Here is a 23,609-nt window from a genome sequence, read left to right as displayed (position 1 = left end):
AAAAAGTGGAGTCAATGATGCCCTATCAAGCAAAAAAAGATCTGCCAGACAGCGTACAACACGTCTTACCCGCCCATGCCCAGGAGATCTACAAAGAGGCGTTCAATAGTGCCTGGGAGCAGTACAAGGACAAAGCCGATCGCCGCGATGATGCCAGTCGGGAAGAGACCGCACATAAGGTGGCGTGGTCAGCAGTGAAAAAAGAGTATGCCAAAGGTGAAGATGAGAAGTGGCATAAGAAATCCTAACCACTTCAATTATAAGGTCTAACGCTATAGCTCCCGTGAACGCGTAGGCGAATCGTGCTACCCGCCCCCGTTGCTGCCTTGCAAGCGGCCCATGAATTGCATATTGTCGTGATATTGGTTTCAAAATGAGCAGTTAAAATGCCCGGAAGGCGTCAAAAAGTTGTCGCAGGGAAGTATGCAGTGGCGGAGGTGTAAGGTGTTAACGCGTGATTTCTTGATGAATGCCGATTGTAAAACGGCATTTGGTGCTATTGAAGAATCACTCTTATGGTCAGCAGAGCAACGTGCAGCGTCCCTTGCGGCGACGCTGGCATGCCGACCAGATGATGGACCGGTGTGGATCTTCGGTTATGGATCGTTGATGTGGAACCCGGCGTTAGAATTTGAGGAGTCATGTACCGGTACGCTGGTGGGATGGCATCGGGCCTTTTGCCTGCGTCTCACGGCAGGGCGCGGAACCGCGTGTCAGCCGGGACGAATGCTTGCACTAAAAGAGGGCGGACGCACCACCGGTGTGGCCTATCGTCTTCCGGATGCCTCGCTTGAACAGGAATTAACGCTGTTGTGGAAGCGCGAAATGATCACCGGCTGCTACCTGCCGACGTGGTGTCAACTGGCGTTGGACGACGGACGAACGGTCAATGCACTGGTATTTATTATGGATCCGCGCCATCCGCTGTATGAGTCGGACACGCGAGCGCAAATTATCGCCCCGTTGATTGCTGCTGCCAGTGGGCCGCTTGGCACGAACGCGCAGTACCTGTTTTCGCTTGAACAGGAGTTGCAGAAACTGGGGATGCAGGATGAGTGTCTTAACGATCTGGTGACTAACGTGCGCGGTTTGTTAGGGGAGTCGCTGCCTGAAGGTGTTATGCGGCCGGGTTTCGCGTGAGGCTTATGTCGGCCCGGCTGCGTAAGCGCGACCGGGCCATTTGCGTATCAGGCGGCGATATAACTGATGGAATGTTCAAGCGACTGGCTATGACTGTCGATCAGGACATTCCAGACGCCGGTATACGGTACGGTCAACCATGCGTTATCACGGTTCTGCACGCTTAATATGTCGGTCTGCGTGTCTTTAACGTGATTTTTTTCGCTCATCAGATGGATATGGCAACGCTCCGAACAGCGTACGACCACGGTATCCCCACCAAATAACTTCAAACTTGCCTTTACTAATGCCATTTCTCACCCCGTATTGAAAACAACGTACTTCCTTTCGGAAGTGCTGCGTGATGTTGTTCACATTTTACCCATGAGGCATAACACCAAAGAGTTAGGCTGTGGATGCTGATTTTGATCAAAAAATGGCATAACGATTAAACAATAGTGACAAAATCCCGGAGAAAAGCGTGATCGGGCGCACTTACTTTTGGTAAAGATACGCCCCAATAAGATTAAATTCGGAAATAACCGGCTGTTTCAGCAAGCTTGCCTGAAAAGGGGGATTAAAAGGTGAGCACTTTGTCGGCGGCCAGCGTCCATTGCGCCAGTTCCACCAGCGTTCCGACTTCCACGCCGTCGATCAGCGGCAGTGTCGTGATCCCGCGCCCGTCCGTGCAGGTCTTGCACAGTTTTACCGGGACGTTCTGGGCAGTAAGGATCTCCAGCATCTGCTGGATGTTGTAGCCTTCTGTGGGCTTCTGACCGCGCAAACCCGCCGTAACGGCATCCGACATCAGAAACAGACGAAGGTCGAGGTCGCTCGCCTGTTCACGTAACGCGATCGCCAGCCGCAGGCTGTTAAATAACGATTCGCTACCGTATGCCGCACCGTTGGCAATGATCACTATCTTTTGCATGTTGACTCCTGTTAGCGGGGAAGTTTGAATTGTCAGTCACTTATGTTACCGCGCAAGCGGGGTGATACCAACGAAAGTCTGAGGAAAAGGAGAGCCTGGCAAGAGTAAGGATATTCCTGAAAGTGTGAGAAAACCTGCAAAACGACGAGGAGTCAGGTAAGCTTTTAAAGGTTAAGTTAACTGAATTCCGTAAGAAGCTATCGTCAATTTGAGTCGTTTTGTATCGCATTCCCTCCCTCTCTGGTTACTCTTGCTGTTAGCAGGCGGTCACGCCAGTGCACAATCCGCCTTTATGCAACAGGCCGAAAATCCCTTTGATAATAACCAGGACGGGTTGCCCGATCTGGGCATGGCTCCCGAAGCGCATGAAGGCGCAAAACATTTCGCCGAGATGGTAAAAGCCTTTGGCGAGGCGAGCATGATCGACAACGGTCTGGACACCGGCGAGCAGGCAAAACAATTTGCCTTTGGCCAGGTGCGCGATGCGGTGAGTGAGCAGGTGAATCAACAACTGGAATCCTGGCTGTCGCCATGGGGGAAGGCCAGCGTCAACGTGCAGGTCGATAACGAAGGCAATTTCAACGGTAGTCGCGGAAGCTGGTTTGTCCCCTGGCAGGATAACTCGCGCTACCTCACCTGGAGTCAACTGGGTCTTACTCAGCAGGATGACGGGCTGGTGAGTAATGTGGGTATCGGCCAGCGCTGGGTGCGTGACGGCTGGCTGCTCGGCTATAACACTTTCTACGATAATCTGCTCGATGAAAACCTCCAGCGCGGCGGGCTGGGCGCTGAAGCGTGGGGGGAATACCTGCGGCTGTCGGCCAATTATTACCAGCCGTTTGCCTCATGGCGCGCCCATACGCCGACGCTGGAGCAACGAATGGCGCGCGGTTACGACGTAACGGCGCAAATGCGACTGCCGTTCTACGAATATCTCAATACCAGCGTTAGCGTGGAACAATATTTTGGTGACAGCGTCGATCTGTTCGATTCCGGAACGGGCTATCACAATCCGGTGGCGGTGAAACTGGGGCTGAATTACACCCCGGTCCCGCTGGTCACGGTCACCGCCCAGCACAAGCAGGGGGAGAGCGGTCTCAGCCAGAACAACCTCGGGCTGAACCTGAACTACCGCTTCGGCGTACCGCTGAAAAAACAACTGGCTGCCAGCGAGGTGGCGGAGAGCCAGTCGCTGCGCGGAAGCCGCTACGATCATCCGCAGCGCAACAACCTGCCGACGATGGAGTATCGTCAGCGCAAAACCCTGAGCGTATTTCTGGCAACCCCACCGTGGGATCTGCATCCGGGCGAAACGGTGCCGCTAAAATTGCAGGTACGTAGTCGACATGGCGTTCGTCATCTCACCTGGCAGGGGGATGCGCAGGCGCTGAGCCTGACGGCGGGGGCAAACGCGGAAAGCGTTGAGGGCTGGACGGTGATTATGCCGGCCTGGGACAGCAGCGAAGGCGCGAGTAACCGCTGGCAATTGTCGGTAGTGGTGGAAGATGAGAAGGGGCAGCGTGTCTCTTCCAATGAGATCACGCTCACGCTGACGGAACCCTTTATGGCAATGCCAGGGGACGATCCGCGCTGGAGGTTGCTCCCGGAGGAGTAATCAGAAGATACGTTCCTGATGCACCCACACTGCCGCTTCAACACGTGATTTAAGCTTCATCTTCTTCAGCATATGCTTCACGTGGACTTTCACCGTGCTCTCGGTGATATCCAGGCGGCGGGCAATCATTTTGTTCGGTAGACCCTGGGCGATAAGCTTCAGAATGTCACGCTCACGCGGGGTGAGTTGGGTGACATCGCGATCGGAGGTGGCACGGTTGGCGCGCAGGCTGGCAGCCAGCACCGGCGTTAACGCTTCACTTAAGACCATTTCTCCGGCGGCAGCCTGCTGTAACGACTTAAGCAGATCTTCCGGTTCCATATCCTTCAGCAGATAACCATCAGCCCCGCGCTTGAGCGCCGTCACGACATCTTCCTCATGATTCGACACGCTAAAGACGACGATCCGTCCGGACAGCGCTTTCTCACGTAATTTGTCTAAGGTTTCCAGCCCGTTCATCCCTGGCATGTTCAGGTCGAGCAGGATCAGATCCGGGTCAAGCGATTCGGCCAGTTCGATACCCTGTTCGCCGTTGCTGGCTTCACCGACCACGGTGATATCGGGCGCCATGCTGACAAGCTGTTTGACGCCGGTCCGCAACATCGGATGATCGTCGATGAGCAGGATAGTTGCCGGTTCCTGATTATTCATGGGTATCTCCTTGAACTTCTGTGAAGTATTTTTCGGGAATAAACGTGACAGCGACTTCAGTGCCTCCCGTCTCGCGACGGCGTACCTGGCAATCTCCGCGCAGGCTCTGTGCCCGGTCGCGCATAATGATCATGCCATAGTGGTTACTGCGTTCGGCGTTCTCAGGAACGCCGCAGCCGTTGTCCTGTACAGTCAATTTTACCTGCTTGCCTTTCAGCGCCACGGTGACCACCACATCATCAGCGTGAGAATGCTTAAGCGCATTGCTTAAGGCTTCGCGGGCAATTTGCAGCAGGTGAATCGCCTGATGCGAAGGCACCAGGCGCGGTGGTAACTGGTAATCCAGTTTCACCGTAAAACCAAAACGGGCGCTGTATTCCTGGCAGCTGGCTTCCAGCGCGGGGCGCAGACCGGGTTCCGTCAGCCGTAAGCGAAACGTCGTCAACAGTTCACGCAGTTGCGCCCATGACGCATTCAGCTCGTTGCGGATCTGGCCGAGCAGGTCGCGGCTGCTGTCCGGCAATGTCTCTCCCTGCATTTGCAGGCAACTGACCTGCATCTTCATACAGGACAGTGATTGTGCAATAGAATCATGCAGTTCGCGCGCAATGGTTGCACGCTCCTCCATGACAATCAACTGCTGCTGGCGTTCCTGATTGCGATCCAACGCCAGCGTCGCGGTGAGCTGTTCCACGACGGTATCCACCAGTTGCTGCTGATCGTGACTCAGGTGATGCCCCTGCGGCAGGGTCGCCAGCAAAATGCCGTACTGGGTATGGGTGTCCGTTAAGCGCCATTTCAGCGTCATTCCCCCTTCAATTGGCGGCAGCGACTCGCGGGGACAGAGATGGCACCCTTTATCATCACAGCTGATATCGGACTGGCAGGTAAATTCCTGATGGTTCTCTTCATCTTCCTGGTCATAAACCCGCAGTTCGATGTCATGCATTTGGGTCAGGTTTTGCAGACCGTTCAGCACCGGGGAGAGTCGTTCGCAAAGCGGCACCGGCGAATGCAGACGGCGGTTGGCCTGCCAGAGAAAAGAGAGGATCTGGTTTTTCTGCTCCAGCCCGGCCGTTTTTTCTCTGACGCGTTGTTCGAGCACTGAATAGCTTTCTGCCAGTTCGTCGGACATGTTATTAAGCGCGTCGCCGAGCATCGCCATCTCATTACGCCCGCCGATTTGCGCGCGTTGGGTAAAGTCGCGCTGACTGACGGCGCGGGCCATCGACAACAGTTGCTTCCACGGCTGAAGCAGTCGCGCCCGCAGCCAGATAATGGTAAAGACCAGCAGCAGCGCCATAAAAATCGCCATCACCCGGTGCACCATCACCACGCGTTCGATGCGCATTTCGGTGGTGTGGTCAAACGCGGAGACGAGCCGATCAAGGCCAGCGACAAACTGGTTGACGTCGGCCGCGACGGCGTCTCTGCTACTGGCTTGCCGCAGGCCGGGGGAGAGTTCGCGATGCCAGTAATCCTGGAGGGCGCGCAGTTGTTCCTGCTGACCGTCGCGTTCTGCTGCGCGGGTCAGTTCCGGGCTGAACGCGGTCTGCTCCATCTCATCAAGCAATTTCTGGTCGTCAGCGCTCAGTGGTACCGCGGCGAGCAGTCGATAGCTTTGCATCCGCAGCGATCCGGTTTTATTAATGGCGTGCGCGCTACCCTGGACGCCCTGAACCAGCCAGCCAGAGACAGCCATACCCGCCACGCCGATCGCGGTTGAGAGCATCACAATAAGCGCCACCTGGTTAACCAGCGTGAGCGGAGAGAGACAACGTTTTAGCATAAAACCTTCTTCCTTCAGGTCTCCGGACAGCGAATGGGGAAACCTCAATGAATGACGAGAGTGCCGGGCAGAATCGGCAGTGGCGTTATTCTCGACCATCCCCTGGAGTATACCCATACCTAAAGCGAGTTACCTCTTAATTGCCGTATCCGCAGGGGATTTGAGGAAGGGGGTACCTGCGGCAGGCAGCACTGTGAAAAACCACGTATTTTTTGGTGAATTATCCTACTCACTTAGGGTGATCATGATTTTTCTGTTGAGATATCGACAACTTTTCCTTTGATTTATATCAACTTACCTCGCGCTGTAAACCCTACTGTTGCAGGCATCGAATCGAGTATCAGAGGTGTCTATGAGTCACTCATCCGTCCCCGAAAGGGCATCTGGAGCTGTAATCACAGAATGGCGGCCGGAAGATCCGGCATTCTGGGCACAGCGAGGTCATCGTATCGCCAGTCGCAACCTGTGGATTTCTGTCCCCTGTCTGCTGCTGGCGTTTTGCGTCTGGATGTTATTCAGTGCTGTTGCGGTGAATCTGCCGAAAGTCGGTTTCACGTTTACCACTGAACAGTTGTTTATGCTGACGGCGTTACCGTCGGTCTCTGGCGCGTTATTACGTGTGCCTTACTCCTTTATGGTACCGGTCTTCGGCGGTCGTCGCTGGACCGCGTTCAGTACCGGGATCCTGATTATCCCGTGCGTCTGGTTAGGGTTCGCGGTGCAGGATACGTCCACACCGTTCAGTACCTTTATCGTGATTTCATTGCTGTGCGGCTTTGCCGGCGCAAACTTTGCCTCCAGTATGGCGAACATCAGCTTCTTCTTTCCAAAGCAGAAGCAGGGCGGTGCGCTGGGGCTGAACGGCGGTCTGGGAAATATGGGCGTCAGCGTAATGCAGCTTGTTGCGCCGCTGGTGGTCTCGCTGTCGATCTTCGCTGTCTTTGGCAGCCACGGCGTTGAGCAACCGGATGGTTCGCAACTGTATCTGGCGAATGCCGCATGGATCTGGGTGCCGTTCCTCGCTTTCTTCACGCTGGCGGCCTGGTTTGGTATGAATGAACTGGCGACCTCAAAAGCATCGTTGAAGGAGCAATTGCCGGTTCTCAAGCGTGGTCATCTGTGGATCATGAGCCTGCTTTATCTGGCGACGTTCGGCTCATTCATAGGGTTTTCCGCAGGTTTTGCGATGCTGTCAAAGACCCAGTTTCCGGAGATTCAGATCCTGCATTATGCATTTTTTGGTCCCCTGGTTGGCGCGCTGGCGCGTTCTGCGGGCGGGGCGATCTCTGACCGATTAGGCGGGACTCGTGTCACGCTGGTGAACTTCGTGCTGATGGCGATTTTCAGCGGTCTGCTGTTCCTGACCTTACCAACCAACGGATCGGGCGGCAGTTTCATCGCCTTCTTCGCGGTCTTCCTTGCCTTGTTTATGACGGCCGGGCTGGGTAGCGGCTCCACCTTCCAGATGATCTCCGTTATCTTCCGTAAGCTGACGATGGATCGCGTGAAGGCTGAAGGCGGCTCTGAAGAGAAAGCGATGCGCGAAGCGGCGACCGATACAGCAGCAGCGTTAGGCTTTATCTCTGCGATTGGCGCGATTGGCGGCTTCTTTATCCCGAAAGCGTTTGGTACCTCGCTGGCCTTAACCGGCTCACCGGTTGACGCGATGAAAGTCTTCCTGATCTTCTATATCGCCTGTGTGATTATCACCTGGTTGGTATACGGACGACATTCGAAAAAATAAAAACAGCAGTCATGTATTCCCCATTGCGCGGCGTTAGACCGCGCTTTTTTTTGCCTCTGATTAGTTACAACATACTGATGGTTATTGTCACGTCGCTCTATCAGTTCGTTGCGAAAAGAGGTCAACCAAGAGGGCATACCTCTTAATACCCACTCGTTAAGAATTTAACATTTACGGAAAATACGATTGAAAAAATAAGCTTTAAAAACAGATGGATATTGTTAAATGCCCAATCCTCCGAAAGGGGTATTTCAAAAATTACCCTCCATTTTCATCCCTGTATGCCTTGATCGTTATCAATTCTCACGACCTTTCAGAGCGTTACCTTCGCTCTCAATCAAGCAATGTCGATTTATCAGAGAGCCGTCAGGCTCCACAGGAGAGAACCGATGAGTAAATTCCTGGACCGGTTTCGCTACTTCAAGCAGAAGGGTGAAACCTTTGCCAATGGGCACGGCCAGCTTCTCGAAACCAACCGGGACTGGGAGGATGGATATCGCCAGCGTTGGCAGCACGATAAAGTTGTGCGCTCAACCCACGGGGTTAACTGCACCGGCTCATGTAGCTGGAAAATCTACGTTAAAAACGGTCTGGTGACCTGGGAAACCCAGCAAACCGACTACCCACGTACCCGTCCGGACATGCCAAACCACGAGCCTCGTGGCTGTCCGCGTGGTGCGAGTTATTCCTGGTATCTCTACAGTGCTAACCGACTGAAATACCCGCTGATGCGCAAACGTCTGATGAAGATGTGGCGTGAGGCGAAAGTGCAGCACAGCGATCCGGTTGACGCCTGGGCGTCCATCATCGAAGACGCCGATAAAGCAAAAAGCTTTAAACAAGCGCGTGGTCGCGGTGGTTTCGTCCGTTCTTCCTGGCAGGAAGTAAATGAGCTGATTGCCGCTTCTAACGTCTATACCGTGAAAACGTACGGCCCGGACCGCGTGGCGGGCTTCTCGCCGATCCCGGCGATGTCGATGGTTTCTTATGCGTCCGGCGCGCGTTATCTCTCCCTGATTGGCGGCACCTGCCTGAGCTTCTACGACTGGTACTGCGACCTGCCACCGGCGTCTCCGCAGACCTGGGGTGAGCAGACCGACGTGCCGGAATCCGCTGACTGGTACAACTCCAGCTACATCATCGCCTGGGGATCTAACGTTCCGCAGACCCGTACGCCGGATGCTCACTTCTTTACCGAAGTCCGTTATAAAGGCACTAAAACCGTTGCGGTAACGCCGGACTACGCTGAAATCGCCAAGCTGTGCGACCTCTGGCTGGCGCCGAAGCAGGGCACCGATGCGGCGATGGCGCTGGCAATGGGTCACGTCATGCTGCGTGAATTCCATCTCGACAATCCGAGCCAGTACTTTACCGACTACGTACGTCGCTACACCGACATGCCGATGCTGGTGATGCTGGAAGCGCGTGACGGTTACTATGCCGCGGGCCGTATGCTGCGCGCTGCTGACCTTGTGGATTCACTGGGCCAGGAAAATAATCCGCAATGGAAAACCGTTGCCATTAACAACAATGGTGACATGGTTGCGCCGAACGGCTCGATCGGTTTCCGCTGGGGTGAAAAAGGCAAATGGAACCTCGAGCAGCGCGATGGTACGACCGGTGCCGAGACAGAACTGCAATTGAGTCTGCTGGGTAGCCAGGACGAGATCGCCGAGGTGGGCTTCCCGTACTTTGGTGGTGAAGGCACCGAGCACTTCAATAAAGTCGAACTGGAAAACGTGCTGCTGCACAAACTGCCGGCTAAACGTCTGCAACTGGCAGACGGCACAACGGCGCTGGTTACCACCGTGTATGACCTGACGATGGCTAACTACGGTCTGGAACGCGGTCTGAACGATGCCAACTGCGCCACCAGTTATGACGACATCAAAGCGTATACCCCGGCGTGGGCAGAACAGATTACCGGCGTGCCGCGTGCACAGATCACCCGCATCGCGCGTGAGTTTGCCGACAACGCCGATAAGACGCATGGCCGTTCGATGATCATCGTCGGTGCCGGTCTGAACCACTGGTATCACCTCGATATGAACTATCGTGGTCTGATCAACATGCTGGTGTTCTGTGGCTGTATCGGCCAGAGCGGCGGTGGCTGGGCGCACTATGTCGGCCAGGAAAAACTGCGTCCGCAGACCGGCTGGCAGCCGCTGGCGTTTGCCCTTGACTGGCAGCGTCCGGCACGTCACATGAACAGTACGTCGTACTTCTACAACCACTCCAGCCAGTGGCGCTATGAGACCGTTACCGCGCAGGAACTGCTGTCACCACTGGCGGACAAATCGCGCTACAGCGGTCATCTGATTGATTTCAACGTGCGTGCTGAGCGCATGGGCTGGCTGCCGTCCGCACCGCAGCTTGGTACCAACCCGTTGACTATCGCCGAAGACGCGAAGAAAGCCGGGATGACGCCGGTGGATTACACCGTCAAATCACTGAAAGAAGGTTCGATCCGTTTCGCGGCCGAGCAGCCGGAGAACGGGAAAAACCATCCGCGCAACCTGTTCATCTGGCGCTCCAACCTGCTGGGCTCATCCGGTAAGGGGCATGAATACATGCTGAAATACCTGCTGGGAACCGAACACGGGATCCAGGGGAAAGATCTGGGTCAGCAGGGAGGCGTGAAGCCGGAAGAAGTGGAATGGCAGGACAACGGTCTCGACGGCAAGCTGGACCTGGTCGTGACGCTGGACTTCCGTCTGTCGAGTACCTGTTTGTACTCCGACATCGTGCTGCCAACGGCGACCTGGTATGAAAAAGACGACATGAATACCTCTGATATGCATCCGTTTATTCATCCGCTGTCTGCGGCCGTTGACCCGGCCTGGGAATCGAAAAGCGACTGGGAAATCTACAAGGCTATCGCGAAGAAATTCTCAGAAGTCTGCGTGGGGCATCTCGGGAAAGAGACAGATGTCGTCACGCTGCCGATTCAACACGATTCTGCCGCCGAACTGGCGCAGCCGCTGGACGTGAAGGACTGGAAAAAAGGCGAATGCGATCTGATTCCGGGCGTCACCGCGCCGCACATTATGACCGTTGAACGCGATTACCCGGCGACTTATGAACGGTTCACCTCGATCGGCCCGCTGATGGAGAAAATCGGTAACGGCGGTAAAGGGATCGCCTGGAATACTCAGAGCGAAATGGACCTGCTGCGTAAGCTTAACTACACCAAGGCAGACGGCCCGGCAAAAGGCCAACCAATGCTCAACACCGCCATTGACGCGGCAGAGATGATCCTGACCCTGGCGCCGGAAACGAATGGCCACGTGGCGGTAAAAGCCTGGGCCGCGCTCAGCGAGTTTACCGGACGCGACCATACGCATCTGGCGACCAATAAAGAAGAGGAAAAAATCCGCTTCCGCGATATCCAGGCGCAGCCGCGTAAGATCATCTCCAGCCCGACGTGGTCCGGTCTGGAAGACGAACACGTCTCTTACAACGCCGGTTACACCAACGTACACGAGCTGATTCCGTGGCGTACGCTGACCGGTCGTCAGTCGCTGTATCAGGATCACCAGTGGATGCGTGATTTCGGCGAAAGCCTGCTGGTTTACCGTCCGCCTATCGACACCCGTTCGGTGAAATCAGTGATGGGCGAGAAATCCAACGGTAACCCGGAAAAAGCACTCAACTTCCTGACGCCACACCAGAAATGGGGCATCCACTCTACCTACAGCGACAACCTGCTGATGCTGACCTTGTCACGCGGCGGCCCGATTGTGTGGATGAGTGAAACCGACGCCAAAGATTTGGGCATTGAAGATAACGACTGGATCGAAGTGTTCAACAGTAACGGTGCCCTGACGGCGCGTGCGGTGGTAAGCCAGCGTGTTCCGGCCGGGATGACCATGATGTACCACGCCCAGGAACGTATCGTGAACCTGCCAGGGTCTGAAATTACCCAGCAGCGCGGCGGGATCCACAACTCAGTGACCCGTATTACGCCAAAACCCACTCACATGATTGGTGGCTATGCGCAACTGGCCTACGGCTTTAACTACTACGGTACCGTCGGTTCAAACCGTGATGAATTTGTTGTGGTACGTAAGATGAAGAACATTAACTGGTTGGATGGCGAAGGCAATGACCAGGTACAGGAGAGCGTAAAATGAAAATTCGTTCACAAGTCGGCATGGTGCTGAATCTCGATAAGTGCATCGGCTGCCACACCTGTTCTGTGACCTGTAAAAATGTCTGGACCAGCCGCGAAGGAATGGAATACGCCTGGTTCAACAACGTGGAAAGCAAGCCTGGCGTTGGTTTCCCGAATGACTGGGAAAACCAGGAGAAATGGAAGGGCGGCTGGATCCGTAAAATCAACGGCAAACTGCAGCCGCGTATGGGGAACCGTGCGATGCTGCTCGGTAAAATTTTCGCCAACCCGCATCTGCCGGGAATTGACGACTATTACGAGCCGTTTGACTACGACTACCAGAACCTGCACAACGCGCCGGAAAGTAAGCACCAGCCGATTGCCCGTCCACGCTCGCTGATTACCGGCAAGCGGATGGACAAAATCACCAGTGGTCCGAACTGGGAAGAAATTCTGGGTGGCGAATTTGAAAAACGCGCCAAAGACCAGAACTTCGAAAACATGCAGAAGGCGATGTACGGTCAGTTTGAAAACACCTTCATGATGTATCTGCCGCGCCTGTGCGAGCACTGCCTCAACCCGGCGTGCGTGGCGACCTGCCCGAGCGGCGCTATCTACAAGCGTGAAGAAGACGGCATCGTGCTGATCGACCAGGATAAGTGCCGCGGCTGGCGGATGTGCATCACCGGCTGTCCGTACAAAAAGATCTACTTCAACTGGAAGAGTGGGAAGTCCGAGAAGTGCATCTTCTGTTATCCGCGTATTGAAGCTGGCCAGCCAACCGTCTGTTCCGAAACCTGCGTGGGCCGTATTCGTTATCTCGGCGTACTGCTGTATGACGCAGATGCGATTGAAAGCGCGGCGAGCACCGAGCACGAAAAAGATCTGTATCAGCGCCAACTGGATGTCTTCCTCGATCCGAACGACCCGGCGGTCATCGAACAGGCGCTGAAAGACGGTATTCCATTGAGCGTGATTGATGCCGCACAGCAGTCGCCGGTTTATAAAATGGCGATGGACTGGAAGCTGGCACTGCCGCTGCATCCGGAATATCGCACGCTACCGATGGTATGGTATGTGCCGCCGCTGTCCCCGATTCAGTCGGCGGCGGATGCGGGTGAGCTTGGCAGCAACGGCATTCTGCCGGACGTCGACAGCCTGCGTATTCCGGTTCAGTACCTTGCTAACTTGCTCACCGCAGGCGATACCCAACCGGTGCTGCTGGCGCTGAAACGGATGCTGGCGATGCGTCACTATAAACGTGCGGAAACCGTTGACGGTAAAGTGGATACCCGCGCGCTGGAAGAGGTGGGCTTAAGCGAAGCACAGGCGCAGGAGATGTACCGCTATCTGGCGATTGCCAACTACGAAGATCGTTTTGTCGTACCGAGTAGCCATCGTGAACTGGCGCGTGATGCGTTCCCGGAGAAAAGCGGTTGTGGCTTTACCTTCGGCGACGGTTGCCACGGTTCTGACACCAAATTCAACCTGTTCAACAGCCGCCGCATTGACGCCATCGATGTGACCAGCAAAACGGAGCCGCACCAATGATTGAACTCGTCATTGTTTCGCGTCTGCTCGAGTACCCGGATGCTGCCATGTGGCAGCATCAGCAGGAACTGTACGATGCACTCGCGTCATCTGAAAATCTTGATAAAGAGGATGCGCATACGCTCAGCGTTTTCCTGCGCGATTTAACCGCGCAGGAGATGCTGGATGTGCAGGCCAACTACAGCGAACTGTTTGACCGCGGTCGGGCAACCTCGCTATTGCTGTTCGAACATGTCCACGGTGAGTCACGCGACCGCGGTCAGGCGATGGTTGATCTGATGGCGCAGTACGAGCAGCACGGTTTACAGCTCGACAGTCGTGAATTGCCGGATCATCTGCCGCTGTATCTGGAATACCTGGCACAGTTGCCGAAGCGCGAGGCGCTGGGCGGGTTGCAGGACATCGCCCCGATTCTGGCGCTACTGAGTGCGCGTCTGCAACAGCGTGAAAGCCGCTATGCGGTGCTGTTCGACCTGCTGCTGAAGCTGGCGAATGCGACGATCGACAGTGACAAAGTTGCCGAAAAAATTGCCGATGAAGTTCGCGACGATACGCCGCAAGCGCTCGATGCGGTCTGGGAAGAAGAGCAGGTGAAATTCTTTGCCGATCAGGGCTGCGGCGAGTCTGAAATCTCCGCTCACCAGCGTCGTTTTGCCGGAGCCGTTGCGCCGCAATATCTGAATATCACCACCGGAGGACAGCAATAATGCACTTCCTGAATATGTTCTTCTTTGACATCTATCCGTATATCGCCGGGTCTGTGTTTCTGATTGGTAGCTGGCTGCGTTATGACTACGGTCAGTATACCTGGCGCGCCGCGTCCAGCCAGATGCTGGATCGCAAGGGGATGAACATGGCCTCAAACCTGTTCCACTTCGGGATTCTGGGGATCTTCGCCGGTCACTTCCTCGGTATGCTGACGCCGCACTGGATGTATGAAGCGTGGCTGCCTATTGAAGTGAAACAGAAGATGGCAATGATTGGCGGCGGCGCGGCGGGCCTGATGTGTCTCGTGGGCGGCGTGTTGTTGCTCAAACGTCGTCTGTTTAGCCCACGCGTGCGGGCGACCACCACCGGCGCTGACATCCTGATCCTCTCGCTGCTGGTGATCCAGTGTGCGCTGGGACTGTCGACCATTCCGTTCTCCGCCCAGCATATGGACGGCAGCGAAATGATGAAACTGGTGGGATGGGCGCAGTCTGTGGTGACGTTCCACGGGGGGGCATCGGCGCATCTGGAGGGGGTGGCGTTTATCTTCCGTCTGCACCTGGTACTGGGGATGACGCTGTTCCTGCTGTTCCCGTTCTCCCGTCTGGTACACATCTGGAGCGCGCCAGTCGAATATCTGACGCGCAAATACCAGATTGTTCGCGCCCGTCACTGATGGGTGGCTTTATCAGAAACCTCGCATTCGCGGGGTTTTTTTTCGCCCCAGCCGAGGTTATTTCCTGCCGCCGCAAACAGAATTAACGCGCCGCCTGTCAGTTGTGTGGCGTTAAGTGAATGACCAAACACCACGTTATCGACGACGATCGCCACCACCGGATAAATAAAGGATAAAGAACCGGTAACAGGCGTGGGCAATTTCTGAATGGCGCTGTACAGCAACTGGTACATGATGCCGGTATGAACAATCCCCAGCGTCAGTAAGATACCCCACGGGTATGCGTGGATGAGCGCCGGGAACTGGGCCAGCGGCAAGAGCATGACCACCCCCGTCAGCACCTGAATAAAGGCAATATGCTGTGGCGCGATGCTTCTCAGTCTGCGGGTAATGATTGCCGTCAGGGCGTAAAAGAACGCTGCACCAAGTGCGAGGGCCACACCGGTTAACCAGGCTGTAGGATGGCCTCCGGTCAGTTCACCCGATAATAAAATGACCACGCCACCAAAGGCGAGGAACAGCCAGCCCCATTTTACTGCACTGACTCGCTCGCCCATCAGCATTCCCATCATCACCAGCATAAAGGGCTGGGTGTTGTACACCACGGTCGACAGACCGATTGAGATGCGCTCGTAGGCGGCAAACAGCAGCAACCAGTTTACGACCAGCGCGATGCCGCCCAGGATTGCCAGCCCCAACGTGACGCTGGTCAGCGGGCTAAACGGTTGTTTGCTGAGACGGATAAAGAGAAATAGCGCGATAGCCCCAATCAGGCAGCGCCAGAACACCACGTCAGTAACCGGCAGGCCGGAAAGTAACACAAACGCGCCGATTGAACCGGAAATCACCATTGCCAGGCTCATTTGCCAGACGCCTTGCTGAAGATCACGCATCACACACCTCCTGATTGAAGGCTCTATTTTCGAAAATGGCTGTTCGCTTTTACAGCGTTGATATAAGGTGAAATGCGTGAATAACTTTTTATTATCAGGAAAAATTCATGAATGACCTTATTGATGTAATCGACCGACGGATAGTAGCGTGTCTGGTAGAAGATGCGCGGATGTCATTAAAGGTATTGAGTGGTCGGGTAGGATTGACTTCACCGAGTACCGCTGAGCGTGTGAAACGCCTGGAAGAGCGCGGCGTCATTCAGGGATATGGCGCGCAGGTAAACCTGACTGCGCTGGGATATACCTTGCAGGCGCTGGTACGGGTTCGGCCTTTACCGGGCCTGCTTCATAAAGTGGATAAATATATTCAGGCGATGCCCGAATGTATTGAAAGCGACAAAGTGACCGGCGAGGATTGTTTCGTTATCCGGCTGGTGGTGCGCACCATCGATCAACTCGATACCTTGCTTGATGGACTTTCCGAGCATGCGCAGTGTAATACATCGATAGTGAAAAGCTCGCCGGTGAAGCGCAGATTGCCACCGATGTAGCGTTTTGCTGGGTGCCGTTCGAATCGAAAATTCCCCGCATGGGCAGAATACAGGGCAACGTCGATTGATTTGGCAAAGGGATAACAGGGAAGTGATGGTGGTGGGGGAAGGATTACTCGGCGCGTTGCGCTTCGCCCTTCGGGTCGTTGCCTGCGGCAACGCTTTCTCGCTACGCTCGAATCGAACCTTAATCGAAGCTTCTCATCCTTCCCCGCATGGGCAGAATATAGGGAAACATCAATTGATTTGGCAAAGGGATAACAGGGAAGTGATGGTGGTGGGGGAAGGATTACTCGGCGCGTTGCGCTTCGCCCTTCGGGTCGTTGCCTGCGGCAACGCTTTCTCGCTACGCTCGAATCGAACCTTAATCGAAGCTTCTCATCCTTCCCCGCATGGGCAGAATATAGGGAAACATCAATTGATTTGGCAAAGGGATAACAGGGAAGTGATGGTGGTGGGGGAAGGATTCGAACCTTCGAAGTCGATGACGGCAGATTTACAGTCTGCTCCCTTTGGCCGCTCGGGAACCCCACCAGGGGTAAATATATTGTCAGAACTTACAGCGTGAATGGTGGTGGGGGAAGGATTCGAACCTTCGAAGTCGATGACGGCAGATTTACAGTCTGCTCCCTTTGGCCGCTCGGGAACCCCACCACGGGGTAATGCGTTTTACTGGCCTGCTTCCATTTCGGGAAGCGGGGCGCATCATATCAAATGATGCGCCCCTGTAAAGCATTCCGGCGAGAAAAATAAACTGGTTGCCTGATTTTTACCCGTAAAGGCGTAAAAGCTAACCAATTCATTTCTCAGTCGATTAAAGAATAATCGTCCGGTTGCCGTACACAAACACGCGCTGGGCAAGTACCTGATACAACGCGCGGCTCAGAACGTTCTTTTCGACGTCGCGCCCGGCGCGCATCATGTCTTCGGCCGTGTAGGTGTGATCCACATGGATGACGTCCTGCATGATGATCGGACCTTCGTCCAGATTGTCATTCACGTAGTGCGCCGTCGCGCCGATGATCTTCACCCCGCGCTCATAAGCCTGGTGGTAAGGGCGTGCGCCGATGAACGCCGGCAGGAACGAGTGGTGAATATTAATAATCTGGTTCGGGAAGCGCGCCACAAACTCCGGTGTCAGCACGCGCATATATTTCGCCAGCACCACGTAATCCGGTTGGTGCGCGTCAATCGCGTCCGCCATCTTCTGATCGTGCTCTTCACGGGTTAATCCTTCGTGACTGACCAGCTCGAAAGGAATTTCAAAACGCTCGACCAGCGAACGCAGCGTTTCGTGATTACCAATCACGGCGGCGATATCCACATCCAGACCGCCATAGTTGGCTTTCATTAACAGATCGCCCAGACAATGCGCTTCTTTGGTGACCAGAATCACCACGCGACGGCGCCCGGCAGGATTCAACTCGCGAATGGAGCCTTCCGGTAAGGCGCTATCCAGATCGGCCAGCAGCGTGGCGTCGTTAAAAATGCCTTCCAGTTCGGTGCGCATGAAAAAACGACCGGTGCGGTGGTCTACAAACTCATTGTTCTGCACGATATTCAGTTCATGTTTGTAGCAAATATTCGTAATACGCGCGATAAGCCCCTTCTGGTCAGGGCAGATGGTACGAAGCACTTTTCGTTGTAAAGAATGCATTGCAGCGGTAATCCTGTTGATGATGTTTGCTGAGTGAATACTGTCGGGCAATTGACTAGCCGCAGCATTTTTTAAATTTTTTACCTGAGCCACAAGGGCAGGGGTCGTTGCGTCCAAATTGCGGGCGTGTACCATCGATATAGTACCACTGACCGTTTTCTTTTAAAAAACGAGAACGTTCAATGATCGCCCCTGGTTTTTCGTGTTCGCGAAAACGGGCGACAAAACTGACGTAACCGGTGTTGTCCGCCTCAGACACGGTGTGTTCGAAAACGGTCAGCCCCAGCCATTCAGTTGTGGCAAATCCGGCACCGATCTCATCCCGGAAACGGGCCGCGTGACAGGCCGAATGCCAGGTCCTGATCAAATAATCTGCGTCTTTCATCACAAAAGCGCAGTAGCGCGAACGCATGAGGTGCAATGGATCGGGTGCGACTTGCTCGCCAGACAGATATCGGTGGCAACATAGGCTATACTCGACTGCGCTACCACAGGGACAAAGCTGAGACACAAAAAACTCCCTGATAAAAAAACGGCGTATAAAAAAGCCTGGGTAGCACTATGTTAACTGAGCGTTGGAGATGTTGCTACGCCCGTAAGCCAGGGGAAGTTTGTTGGTCAAATGAGAAAAATGAAAATAGGTCTGGCGCTGGGCTCAGGTGCTGCGCGAGGCTGGTCCCATATTGGTGTCATCAAAGCCCTCAAACACATGGGCATTGATGTTGATATCGTCGCTGGGTGCTCCATCGGTTCGCTGGTTGGTGCCGCCTACGCCTGTAACAAATTGCCCGCGCTTGAAGAGTGGGTCTGCTCGTTCAGCTATTGGGATGTCCTGCGTCTGATGGATCTCTCCTGGCGTCGAGGCGGACTGTTGCGCGGCGAGCGCGTCTTTAATCAATATCGCAACGTCATGCCCGTGGCTGAAATTGAACAGTGCAGCCGTCGGTTTGCGACGGTGGCGACCAATCTCAGCACGGGGCGTGAATTATGGTTTACGGAGGGCGATCTCCATCTTGCCGTTCGCGCCTCCTGTAGTATTCCCGGCCTGATGTCGCCCGTCGCTCACAATGGCTACTGGCTGGTGGACGGCGGCGTCGTTAATCCGGTTCCCATCTCACTGACCCGCGCACTGGGCGCGGATATTGTGATTGCCGTCGATCTGCAACATGACGCGCATTTGATGCAGCAGGATCTGTTGTCATTGAATGTCAGCGATGACAGCCCGGAGGGAGATAATGACGGACTTTCCTGGCATGCGCGCCTGAAAGAACGGCTGGGCAATATTACCGCCCGCCGTGTGGTGACAGCGCCAACCGCGATGGAAATCATGACCACCTCGATTCAGGTGCTGGAAAATCGTCTCAAGCGTAATCGCATGGCGGGCGACCCGCCGGATATCTTAATTCAACCGTTCTGTCCACAAATCTCCACCCTGGATTTTCATCGCGCCAGCTCTGCCATAGAAGCAGGGCGATTAGCGGTAGAGAAAAAGATGGACGAGCTTTTACCTCTGGTGCGTGCCGGCGTTTGACGCACCATTTTTAACTACACTTAAGCATATTCTGACAGGCGTGTGTGGCAATAGCATGCCACTATTGAGTAAAGCCAGTCAGGGGAGAGAACATGACGCAGCCATTGGTCGGAAAACAGATTCTAATCGTTGAGGACGAGCCGGTTTTCCGCTCGCTTCTGGATTCGTGGTTTTCCTCTTTGGGAGCGACAACAGCTCTGGCGGCCGATGGCATAGAAGCACTGGACCGTTTAGCTGATTTCACACCCGATCTCATGATTTGCGATCTTGCAATGCCAAGAATGAACGGCCTCAGTCTGGTGGAGCATTTGCGTAATCGCGGTGACCAGACGCCGATTCTGGTGATCTCGGCGACAGAAAATATGGCGGATATTGCCAAAGCTTTACGTCTTGGCGTAGATGACGTCCTGCTGAAGCCGGTGAAAGACCTGACCCGACTGCGGGAAACGGTGTTTGCCTGCCTGTATCCGAATATGTTTAATTCCCGGGTTGAAGAAGAAGAGCGCCTGTTTCGCGACTGGGATGCGATGGTGGATAATCCTGCCGCCGCGGCAAAATTACTTCAGGAACTTCAACCTCCGGTGCAGCAGATTATTTCGCATTGCCGGGTCAATTACCGACAACTGGTTTCGGCGGATAAGCCTGGACTGGTGCTGGATATCGCGCCACTTTCGGATAACGATCTCGCATTTTATTGTCTGGACGTTACCCGGGCTGGCGACAACGGTGTGCTGGCGGCGTTACTCCTGCGGGCGTTATTTAATGGTCTGTTACAGGATCAACTTGCACATCAGAATCAGCGTCTGCCGGAACTGGGAGCATTATTGAAACAGGTCAACCATCTGCTTCGCCAGGCCAATTTACCCGGACAGTTTCCGCTATTAGTTGGCTATTATCACAGTGAGCTTAAAAATCTGATTCTGGTTTCTGCCGGACTCAATGCGACATTAAATACCGGATTGCATAATGTGCAGATCAGTAACGGCGTTCCACTGGGAACGTTGGGTAATACTTACCTTAACCAAATTAGCCAACGCTGCGACGCCTGGCAGTGTCAAATTTGGGGGGCAGGAGGTCGGCTACGTCTTATGTTGTCTGCGGAATGAACAATCGAGAGGGCGGATGCAAATTGCCGTATCTGCCTTTCTCTGCGGGTGTTACTATCTGCGCCAGTCTTATACGTATTTATCTTAATTATACGAACACGCATCCTTTTCGGACCTGAGGCTTGTGTCAGTCCTGATATACTCGATGCGATACAGATTGATGAACACGTTCAATACATGAACAGTCCAGGAGAATTTAAATGGCTGCCATTAACACGAAAGTCAAAAAAGCCGTTATCCCGGTAGCGGGATTAGGAACCAGGATGTTACCGGCGACGAAAGCGATCCCGAAAGAGATGTTGCCGCTGGTTGATAAGCCATTAATTCAGTATGTCGTAAACGAGTGTATTGCTGCGGGCATCACTGAAATTGTACTGGTGACGCACTCCTCGAAAAATTCGATCGAAAACCACTTCGATACCAGTTTCGAACTGGAAGCGATGCTGGAAAAACGCGTTAAGCGCCAGCTACTCGAAGAAGTTCAGTCTATTTGTCCGCCACACGTCACGATAATGCAGGTTCGTCAGGGGCTGGCAAAAGGCCTGGGCCATGCGGTATTGTGCGCCCATCCCGTGGTTGGTAATGAACCTGTCGCGGTTATTTTGCCTGACGTTATTCTTGATGAGTTTGAGTCCGATTTATCCCAGGATAATCTGGCTGAAATGATCCGTCGATTTGATGAAACCGGAAATAGCCAGATTATGGTTGAACCGGTCGCGGATGTGACCGCATACGGTGTGGTTGACTGTAAAGGCGTACCGCTGGCACCAGGTGAGAGCGTGCCAATGGTGGGCGTTGTGGAGAAACCGAAAGCCGATGTCGCCCCGTCAAACCTGGCGATTGTTGGCCGCTACGTGTTGAGCGCGGACATCTGGCCTCTGCTGGCGAAAACCCCTCCAGGCGCGGGTGACGAAATTCAGTTGACTGACGCGATTGACATGCTGATCGAAAAAGAGACTGTTGAAGCCTACCATATGAAAGGAAAGAGCCACGACTGCGGCAATAAATTAGGTTATATGCAGGCGTTTGTGGAATATGGCATTCGACATAATTCGCTTGGTAGCGAATTTAAGGCCTGGCTCGAAGAAGAGATGGGTATTAAAAAGTAACCAGACGTTATAATTAACGAACTGAGACGGCGCTGACATCCAGCGCCGTTTTTTTATACCAACGCTTGATGAGAAATCGTCAGATTGCAGGCATAAAAAATCCCGCAGAGCGCGGGATTTTAAGCAAGGAGATTACAGATTATTCCTTAATCAGGAAATCGTCCAGTTGTTTACCTTGCTCTTCCATTGCTTTCTTGATCACTGCCGGAGTACGACCCTGACCAGTCCAGGTTTTAGTTTCACCGTTTTCGTCAACGTAGCTATATTTAGCCGGACGCGCTGCACGTTTAGCTTTGGTACCGGATTTAACCGCCGCCATGCTATTCAGCAGTTCATTCGGATCAATACCGTCAGCAATCAGCATTTCACGATATTGTTGCAGTTTACGAGTGCGCTCTTCAACTTCAGCGGCTGCCGCGCTTTCTTCTTCACGACGTTCGTTAACAACAACTTCTAATTTTTCCAGCATTTCTTCCAGCGTCTCAAGGGTACATTCTCTTGCCTGCGCACGAAGAGTACGGATGTTGTTCAGAATTTTAAGTGCTTCGCTCATTGTAGTAATCTCAAACTTATATTGGGGGTGGTTTGTTGAGCTAATAATAGAGCGTTAAATTCAGATGTGCAATAGCCAGGAATGTAAGGAATTCAAAATTGCCCTTTATTTTTTGCCTGCAATAAATATCCGAACTTAAATTTTTCTTGAAGGAACGCACAAAAAAAGGCTTATTGGCTGAGCGGTTACTCCTTTTTTCAGGCGAGAACATCCGGATTCAGGTCACATTTTCACATGATGAAATAGACATTCATTGTAGTGATTTCAACCTTTTGTATTAGTTTTGTTGATGGGCACAGTCTATTACTTCGCAACAGTTATGTAGAACAGTAACAATAAGTTCAGGGTTTCCATTAGGTCAGTGTTGATAAGCAGCGTTGATGAATATCAAACGCACATTACGACAAGAATGGGAGCCACCGCGCATTGTTTGTTCAATTGTTAATTCGTATTTTCCGTACATTCGGCCCTACAGATTTTTCTCGCGCCGGGAGGGGGAGGCGGAAGATATAGCCAACGAGAACAGAACCTGGCACCGATAACGATTGAAATTATGCTACACTGCGCCCCGTCTTTATTTCACTTTGGTGAGGGTCTGTGGCCGATGGCACAGCTATATTTCTACTATTCAGCAATGAATGCAGGTAAGTCGACAGCCTTACTGCAATCTTCATACAATTACCAGGAACGCGGGATGCGTACTGTCGTATATACCGCGGAAATAGACGATCGTTATGGTGCGGGGAAAGTGAGTTCGCGTATCGGGTTGTCTTCTCCCGCCAAATTGTTTAACCAGAATTCATCGTTGTATGAAGAGATTGCAGCCGATAATGCGCGTCAACCTATTCATTGCGTGCTGGTGGATGAATGTCAGTTTTTAACCCGGCAGCAGGTTTATGAATTATCGGAAGTTGTTGATCAACTGGATATTCCGGTGTTGTGCTACGGATTACGCACTGATTTTCGCGGTGAACTGTTTGTGGGTAGCCAATACCTGTTGGCGTGGTCAGATAAGCTGGTGGAATTAAAAACGATCTGCTTCTGCGGGCGTAAAGCAAGTATGGTGTTGCGTCTTGATCAGGCAGGCAGACCCTACAATGAAGGCGAGCAGGTAGTTATTGGCGGCAACGAGCGGTATGTCTCGGTCTGTCGTAAGCATTATAAGGAAGCGCTGGCGGAGGGCTCTCTGACGGCGATACAGGAACGCCATAGCCACGACTAATTTTATCTACTGATAAACGCTTAGCGACGCGCTGAACCGTTTACAGACCCGACCGTGGGGCAACAACAGAGACGGATTTCGGAGATAAA

21 protein-coding genes, 2 tRNA genes and 2 other RNA genes are annotated in these 23,609 nt (G+C 53.6%); 13 read left to right on the top strand and 12 right to left on the bottom strand.

What is annotated here, in order from left to right:
- Positions 1 to 17 precede the first annotated feature (17 nt).
- Together chaB and HVZ37_RS12025 are read left to right on the top strand one after the other, a co-directional pair.
- Positions 18 to 248, top strand: a complete 231-nt coding sequence (gene chaB, locus HVZ37_RS12030; RefSeq protein ID WP_043000487.1) for a putative cation transport regulator ChaB — start codon at positions 18 to 20, stop codon at positions 246 to 248.
- 196 nt (positions 249 to 444) lie between these two features.
- Entirely contained in the window at positions 445 to 1,140 is a 696-nt protein-coding gene (locus tag HVZ37_RS12025; RefSeq protein ID WP_043000488.1) for a gamma-glutamylcyclotransferase, read from the top strand.
- Positions 1,141 to 1,187: 47 nt separating this feature from the next.
- Here the strand turns inward: HVZ37_RS12025 and HVZ37_RS12020 are convergent, their stop codons facing one another.
- A complete protein-coding gene (locus tag HVZ37_RS12020) occupies positions 1,188 to 1,433 on the bottom strand; it encodes a DUF1883 domain-containing protein (RefSeq protein ID WP_042318612.1) in 246 nt (81 codons plus the stop codon).
- Between the two features lie 263 nt (positions 1,434 to 1,696).
- Positions 1,697 to 2,050, bottom strand: a complete 354-nt coding sequence (locus tag HVZ37_RS12015) for a DsrE/DsrF/TusD sulfur relay family protein (protein ID WP_043000489.1) — start codon at positions 2,048 to 2,050, stop codon at positions 1,697 to 1,699.
- 208 nt (positions 2,051 to 2,258) lie between these two features.
- Between HVZ37_RS12015 and HVZ37_RS12010 the strand changes: the two genes are divergently transcribed.
- The gene (locus HVZ37_RS12010) at positions 2,259 to 3,665 is read left to right on the top strand and encodes a YchO/YchP family invasin (protein ID WP_181627546.1); all 1,407 of its coding nucleotides are present in this window, start codon (positions 2,259 to 2,261) and stop codon (positions 3,663 to 3,665) included.
- On the opposite strand, the gene narL is transcribed toward HVZ37_RS12010, so the two are convergent.
- On the bottom strand, positions 3,666 to 4,316 hold the full coding sequence (gene narL, locus HVZ37_RS12005; protein ID WP_042318615.1) for a two-component system response regulator NarL: 651 nt from the start codon (positions 4,314 to 4,316) through the stop codon (positions 3,666 to 3,668).
- Positions 4,309 to 6,105, bottom strand: coding sequence for a nitrate/nitrite two-component system sensor histidine kinase NarX (gene narX, locus HVZ37_RS12000; RefSeq protein ID WP_043000492.1), 1,797 nt, complete (start codon positions 6,103 to 6,105; stop codon positions 4,309 to 4,311). Before narX ends, narL begins: the two co-directional genes overlap by 8 nt.
- A 352-nt stretch (positions 6,106 to 6,457) precedes the next feature.
- Between narX and HVZ37_RS11995 the strand changes: the two genes are divergently transcribed.
- From HVZ37_RS11995 to narI, 5 genes are all read left to right on the top strand, one after another.
- Positions 6,458 to 7,849, top strand: coding sequence for a NarK family nitrate/nitrite MFS transporter (locus tag HVZ37_RS11995; RefSeq protein ID WP_181627545.1), 1,392 nt, complete (start codon positions 6,458 to 6,460; stop codon positions 7,847 to 7,849).
- A 389-nt stretch (positions 7,850 to 8,238) separates the two neighbouring features.
- Positions 8,239 to 11,982, top strand: coding sequence for a nitrate reductase subunit alpha (locus tag HVZ37_RS11990; RefSeq protein ID WP_181627544.1), 3,744 nt, complete (start codon positions 8,239 to 8,241; stop codon positions 11,980 to 11,982).
- Positions 11,979 to 13,514: a nitrate reductase subunit beta gene (gene narH / locus HVZ37_RS11985; protein WP_044327858.1), complete on the top strand. Its 1,536-nt coding sequence runs from the start codon at positions 11,979 to 11,981 to the stop codon at positions 13,512 to 13,514. The genes HVZ37_RS11990 and narH overlap by 4 nt, the downstream gene beginning before the upstream one ends.
- Complete coding sequence (gene narJ / locus HVZ37_RS11980; RefSeq protein ID WP_181627543.1) at positions 13,511 to 14,221, top strand: nitrate reductase molybdenum cofactor assembly chaperone; 711 nt, start codon at positions 13,511 to 13,513, stop codon at positions 14,219 to 14,221. Before narH ends, narJ begins: the two co-directional genes overlap by 4 nt.
- The gene (gene narI / locus HVZ37_RS11975; RefSeq protein ID WP_044257700.1) at positions 14,221 to 14,898 is read left to right on the top strand and encodes a respiratory nitrate reductase subunit gamma; all 678 of its coding nucleotides are present in this window, start codon (positions 14,221 to 14,223) and stop codon (positions 14,896 to 14,898) included. The genes narJ and narI overlap by 1 nt, the downstream gene beginning before the upstream one ends.
- Here narI and HVZ37_RS11970 read toward each other — a convergent pair.
- On the bottom strand, positions 14,892 to 15,791 hold the full coding sequence (locus HVZ37_RS11970; protein WP_104446507.1) for a DMT family transporter: 900 nt from the start codon (positions 15,789 to 15,791) through the stop codon (positions 14,892 to 14,894). The genes narI and HVZ37_RS11970 overlap by 7 nt on opposite strands.
- Positions 15,792 to 15,898: 107 nt before the next feature.
- Between HVZ37_RS11970 and HVZ37_RS11965 the strand changes: the two genes are divergently transcribed.
- Positions 15,899 to 16,342: an Lrp/AsnC family transcriptional regulator gene (locus tag HVZ37_RS11965; protein WP_181627542.1), complete on the top strand. Its 444-nt coding sequence runs from the start codon at positions 15,899 to 15,901 to the stop codon at positions 16,340 to 16,342.
- A gap of 95 nt (positions 16,343 to 16,437) precedes the next feature.
- Here HVZ37_RS11965 and HVZ37_RS11960 read toward each other — a convergent pair.
- From HVZ37_RS11960 to HVZ37_RS11935, 6 genes are all read right to left on the bottom strand, one after another.
- A non-coding RNA gene (locus tag HVZ37_RS11960) (RtT sRNA) lies at positions 16,438 to 16,568 on the bottom strand.
- A 46-nt stretch (positions 16,569 to 16,614) separates the two neighbouring features.
- Positions 16,615 to 16,745, bottom strand: a non-coding RNA gene (locus tag HVZ37_RS11955) — RtT sRNA.
- 46 nt (positions 16,746 to 16,791) lie between these two features.
- Positions 16,792 to 16,876: transfer RNA gene (locus HVZ37_RS11950), tRNA-Tyr, on the bottom strand.
- A gap of 35 nt (positions 16,877 to 16,911) precedes the next feature.
- Positions 16,912 to 16,996, bottom strand: a tRNA-Tyr gene (locus HVZ37_RS11945).
- Between the two features lie 160 nt (positions 16,997 to 17,156).
- Positions 17,157 to 17,999, bottom strand: coding sequence for a formyltetrahydrofolate deformylase (gene purU / locus HVZ37_RS11940; protein WP_043000499.1), 843 nt, complete (start codon positions 17,997 to 17,999; stop codon positions 17,157 to 17,159).
- A 55-nt stretch (positions 18,000 to 18,054) separates the two neighbouring features.
- Entirely contained in the window at positions 18,055 to 18,510 is a 456-nt protein-coding gene (locus tag HVZ37_RS11935; protein WP_109740291.1) for a YchJ family protein, read from the bottom strand.
- Positions 18,511 to 18,621: 111 nt separating this feature from the next.
- On the opposite strand from HVZ37_RS11935, the gene rssA reads away from it, so the two are divergent.
- The 3 genes from rssA to galU all read left to right on the top strand — a co-directional run bounded on the left by rssA (position 18,622) and on the right by galU (position 21,745).
- Positions 18,622 to 19,530, top strand: a complete 909-nt coding sequence (rssA, locus tag HVZ37_RS11930; RefSeq protein WP_043000501.1) for a patatin-like phospholipase RssA — start codon at positions 18,622 to 18,624, stop codon at positions 19,528 to 19,530.
- Positions 19,531 to 19,622: 92 nt separating this feature from the next.
- A complete protein-coding gene (gene rssB, locus HVZ37_RS11925) occupies positions 19,623 to 20,636 on the top strand; it encodes a two-component system response regulator RssB (RefSeq protein WP_043000502.1) in 1,014 nt (337 codons plus the stop codon).
- Positions 20,637 to 20,836: 200 nt separating this feature from the next.
- Entirely contained in the window at positions 20,837 to 21,745 is a 909-nt protein-coding gene (gene galU, locus HVZ37_RS11920; RefSeq protein ID WP_043000503.1) for a UTP--glucose-1-phosphate uridylyltransferase GalU, read from the top strand.
- Positions 21,746 to 21,884: 139 nt separating this feature from the next.
- Here galU and hns read toward each other — a convergent pair whose 3' ends face one another.
- Positions 21,885 to 22,298 carry a histone-like nucleoid-structuring protein H-NS gene (hns, locus tag HVZ37_RS11915; RefSeq protein WP_042318627.1) on the bottom strand — a complete coding sequence of 138 codons (414 nt, stop codon included), beginning with the start codon at positions 22,296 to 22,298 and terminating at the stop codon, positions 21,885 to 21,887.
- A gap of 604 nt (positions 22,299 to 22,902) precedes the next feature.
- On the opposite strand from hns, the gene tdk reads away from it, so the two are divergent.
- Positions 22,903 to 23,520 carry a thymidine kinase gene (tdk, locus tag HVZ37_RS11910; RefSeq protein ID WP_054176250.1) on the top strand — a complete coding sequence of 206 codons (618 nt, stop codon included), beginning with the start codon at positions 22,903 to 22,905 and terminating at the stop codon, positions 23,518 to 23,520.
- Positions 23,521 to 23,609: the final 89 nt, after the last annotated feature.

The organism is Citrobacter sp. RHB35-C17 (genome assembly GCF_013816795.1).
Taxonomy (GTDB): Bacteria; Pseudomonadota; Gammaproteobacteria; order Enterobacterales; family Enterobacteriaceae; genus Citrobacter_A; species Citrobacter_A amalonaticus.
This window is presented reverse-complemented; position numbering and strand designations above follow the sequence as displayed.

Bases quoted from the DNA above. Each gene is read 5' to 3' on its own strand.
- chaB (WP_043000487.1), top strand. From the start codon at position 18: ATGCCCTATCAAGCAAAAAAAGATCTGCCAGACAGCGTACAACACGTC.
- rssB (WP_043000502.1), top strand. From the start codon at position 19,623: ATGACGCAGCCATTGGTCGGAAAACAGATTCTAATCGTTGAGGACGAG.
- tdk (WP_054176250.1), top strand. From the start codon at position 22,903: ATGGCACAGCTATATTTCTACTATTCAGCAATGAATGCAGGTAAGTCG.
- purU (WP_043000499.1), bottom strand. From the start codon at position 17,999: ATGCATTCTTTACAACGAAAAGTGCTTCGTACCATCTGCCCTGACCAG.
- narJ (WP_181627543.1), top strand. From the start codon at position 13,511: ATGATTGAACTCGTCATTGTTTCGCGTCTGCTCGAGTACCCGGATGCT.
- narH (WP_044327858.1), top strand. From the start codon at position 11,979: ATGAAAATTCGTTCACAAGTCGGCATGGTGCTGAATCTCGATAAGTGC.
- rssA (WP_043000501.1), top strand. From the start codon at position 18,622: ATGAGAAAAATGAAAATAGGTCTGGCGCTGGGCTCAGGTGCTGCGCGA.
- HVZ37_RS11995 (WP_181627545.1), top strand. From the start codon at position 6,458: ATGAGTCACTCATCCGTCCCCGAAAGGGCATCTGGAGCTGTAATCACA.
- HVZ37_RS12020 (WP_042318612.1), bottom strand. From the start codon at position 1,433: ATGGCATTAGTAAAGGCAAGTTTGAAGTTATTTGGTGGGGATACCGTG.
- HVZ37_RS11970 (WP_104446507.1), bottom strand. From the start codon at position 15,791: ATGCGTGATCTTCAGCAAGGCGTCTGGCAAATGAGCCTGGCAATGGTG.
- hns (WP_042318627.1), bottom strand. From the start codon at position 22,298: ATGAGCGAAGCACTTAAAATTCTGAACAACATCCGTACTCTTCGTGCG.
- narX (WP_043000492.1), bottom strand. From the start codon at position 6,105: ATGCTAAAACGTTGTCTCTCTCCGCTCACGCTGGTTAACCAGGTGGCG.
- HVZ37_RS12015 (WP_043000489.1), bottom strand. From the start codon at position 2,050: ATGCAAAAGATAGTGATCATTGCCAACGGTGCGGCATACGGTAGCGAA.
- galU (WP_043000503.1), top strand. From the start codon at position 20,837: ATGGCTGCCATTAACACGAAAGTCAAAAAAGCCGTTATCCCGGTAGCG.
- HVZ37_RS11965 (WP_181627542.1), top strand. From the start codon at position 15,899: ATGAATGACCTTATTGATGTAATCGACCGACGGATAGTAGCGTGTCTG.
- narL (WP_042318615.1), bottom strand. From the start codon at position 4,316: ATGAATAATCAGGAACCGGCAACTATCCTGCTCATCGACGATCATCCG.
- HVZ37_RS11990 (WP_181627544.1), top strand. From the start codon at position 8,239: ATGAGTAAATTCCTGGACCGGTTTCGCTACTTCAAGCAGAAGGGTGAA.
- narI (WP_044257700.1), top strand. From the start codon at position 14,221: ATGCACTTCCTGAATATGTTCTTCTTTGACATCTATCCGTATATCGCC.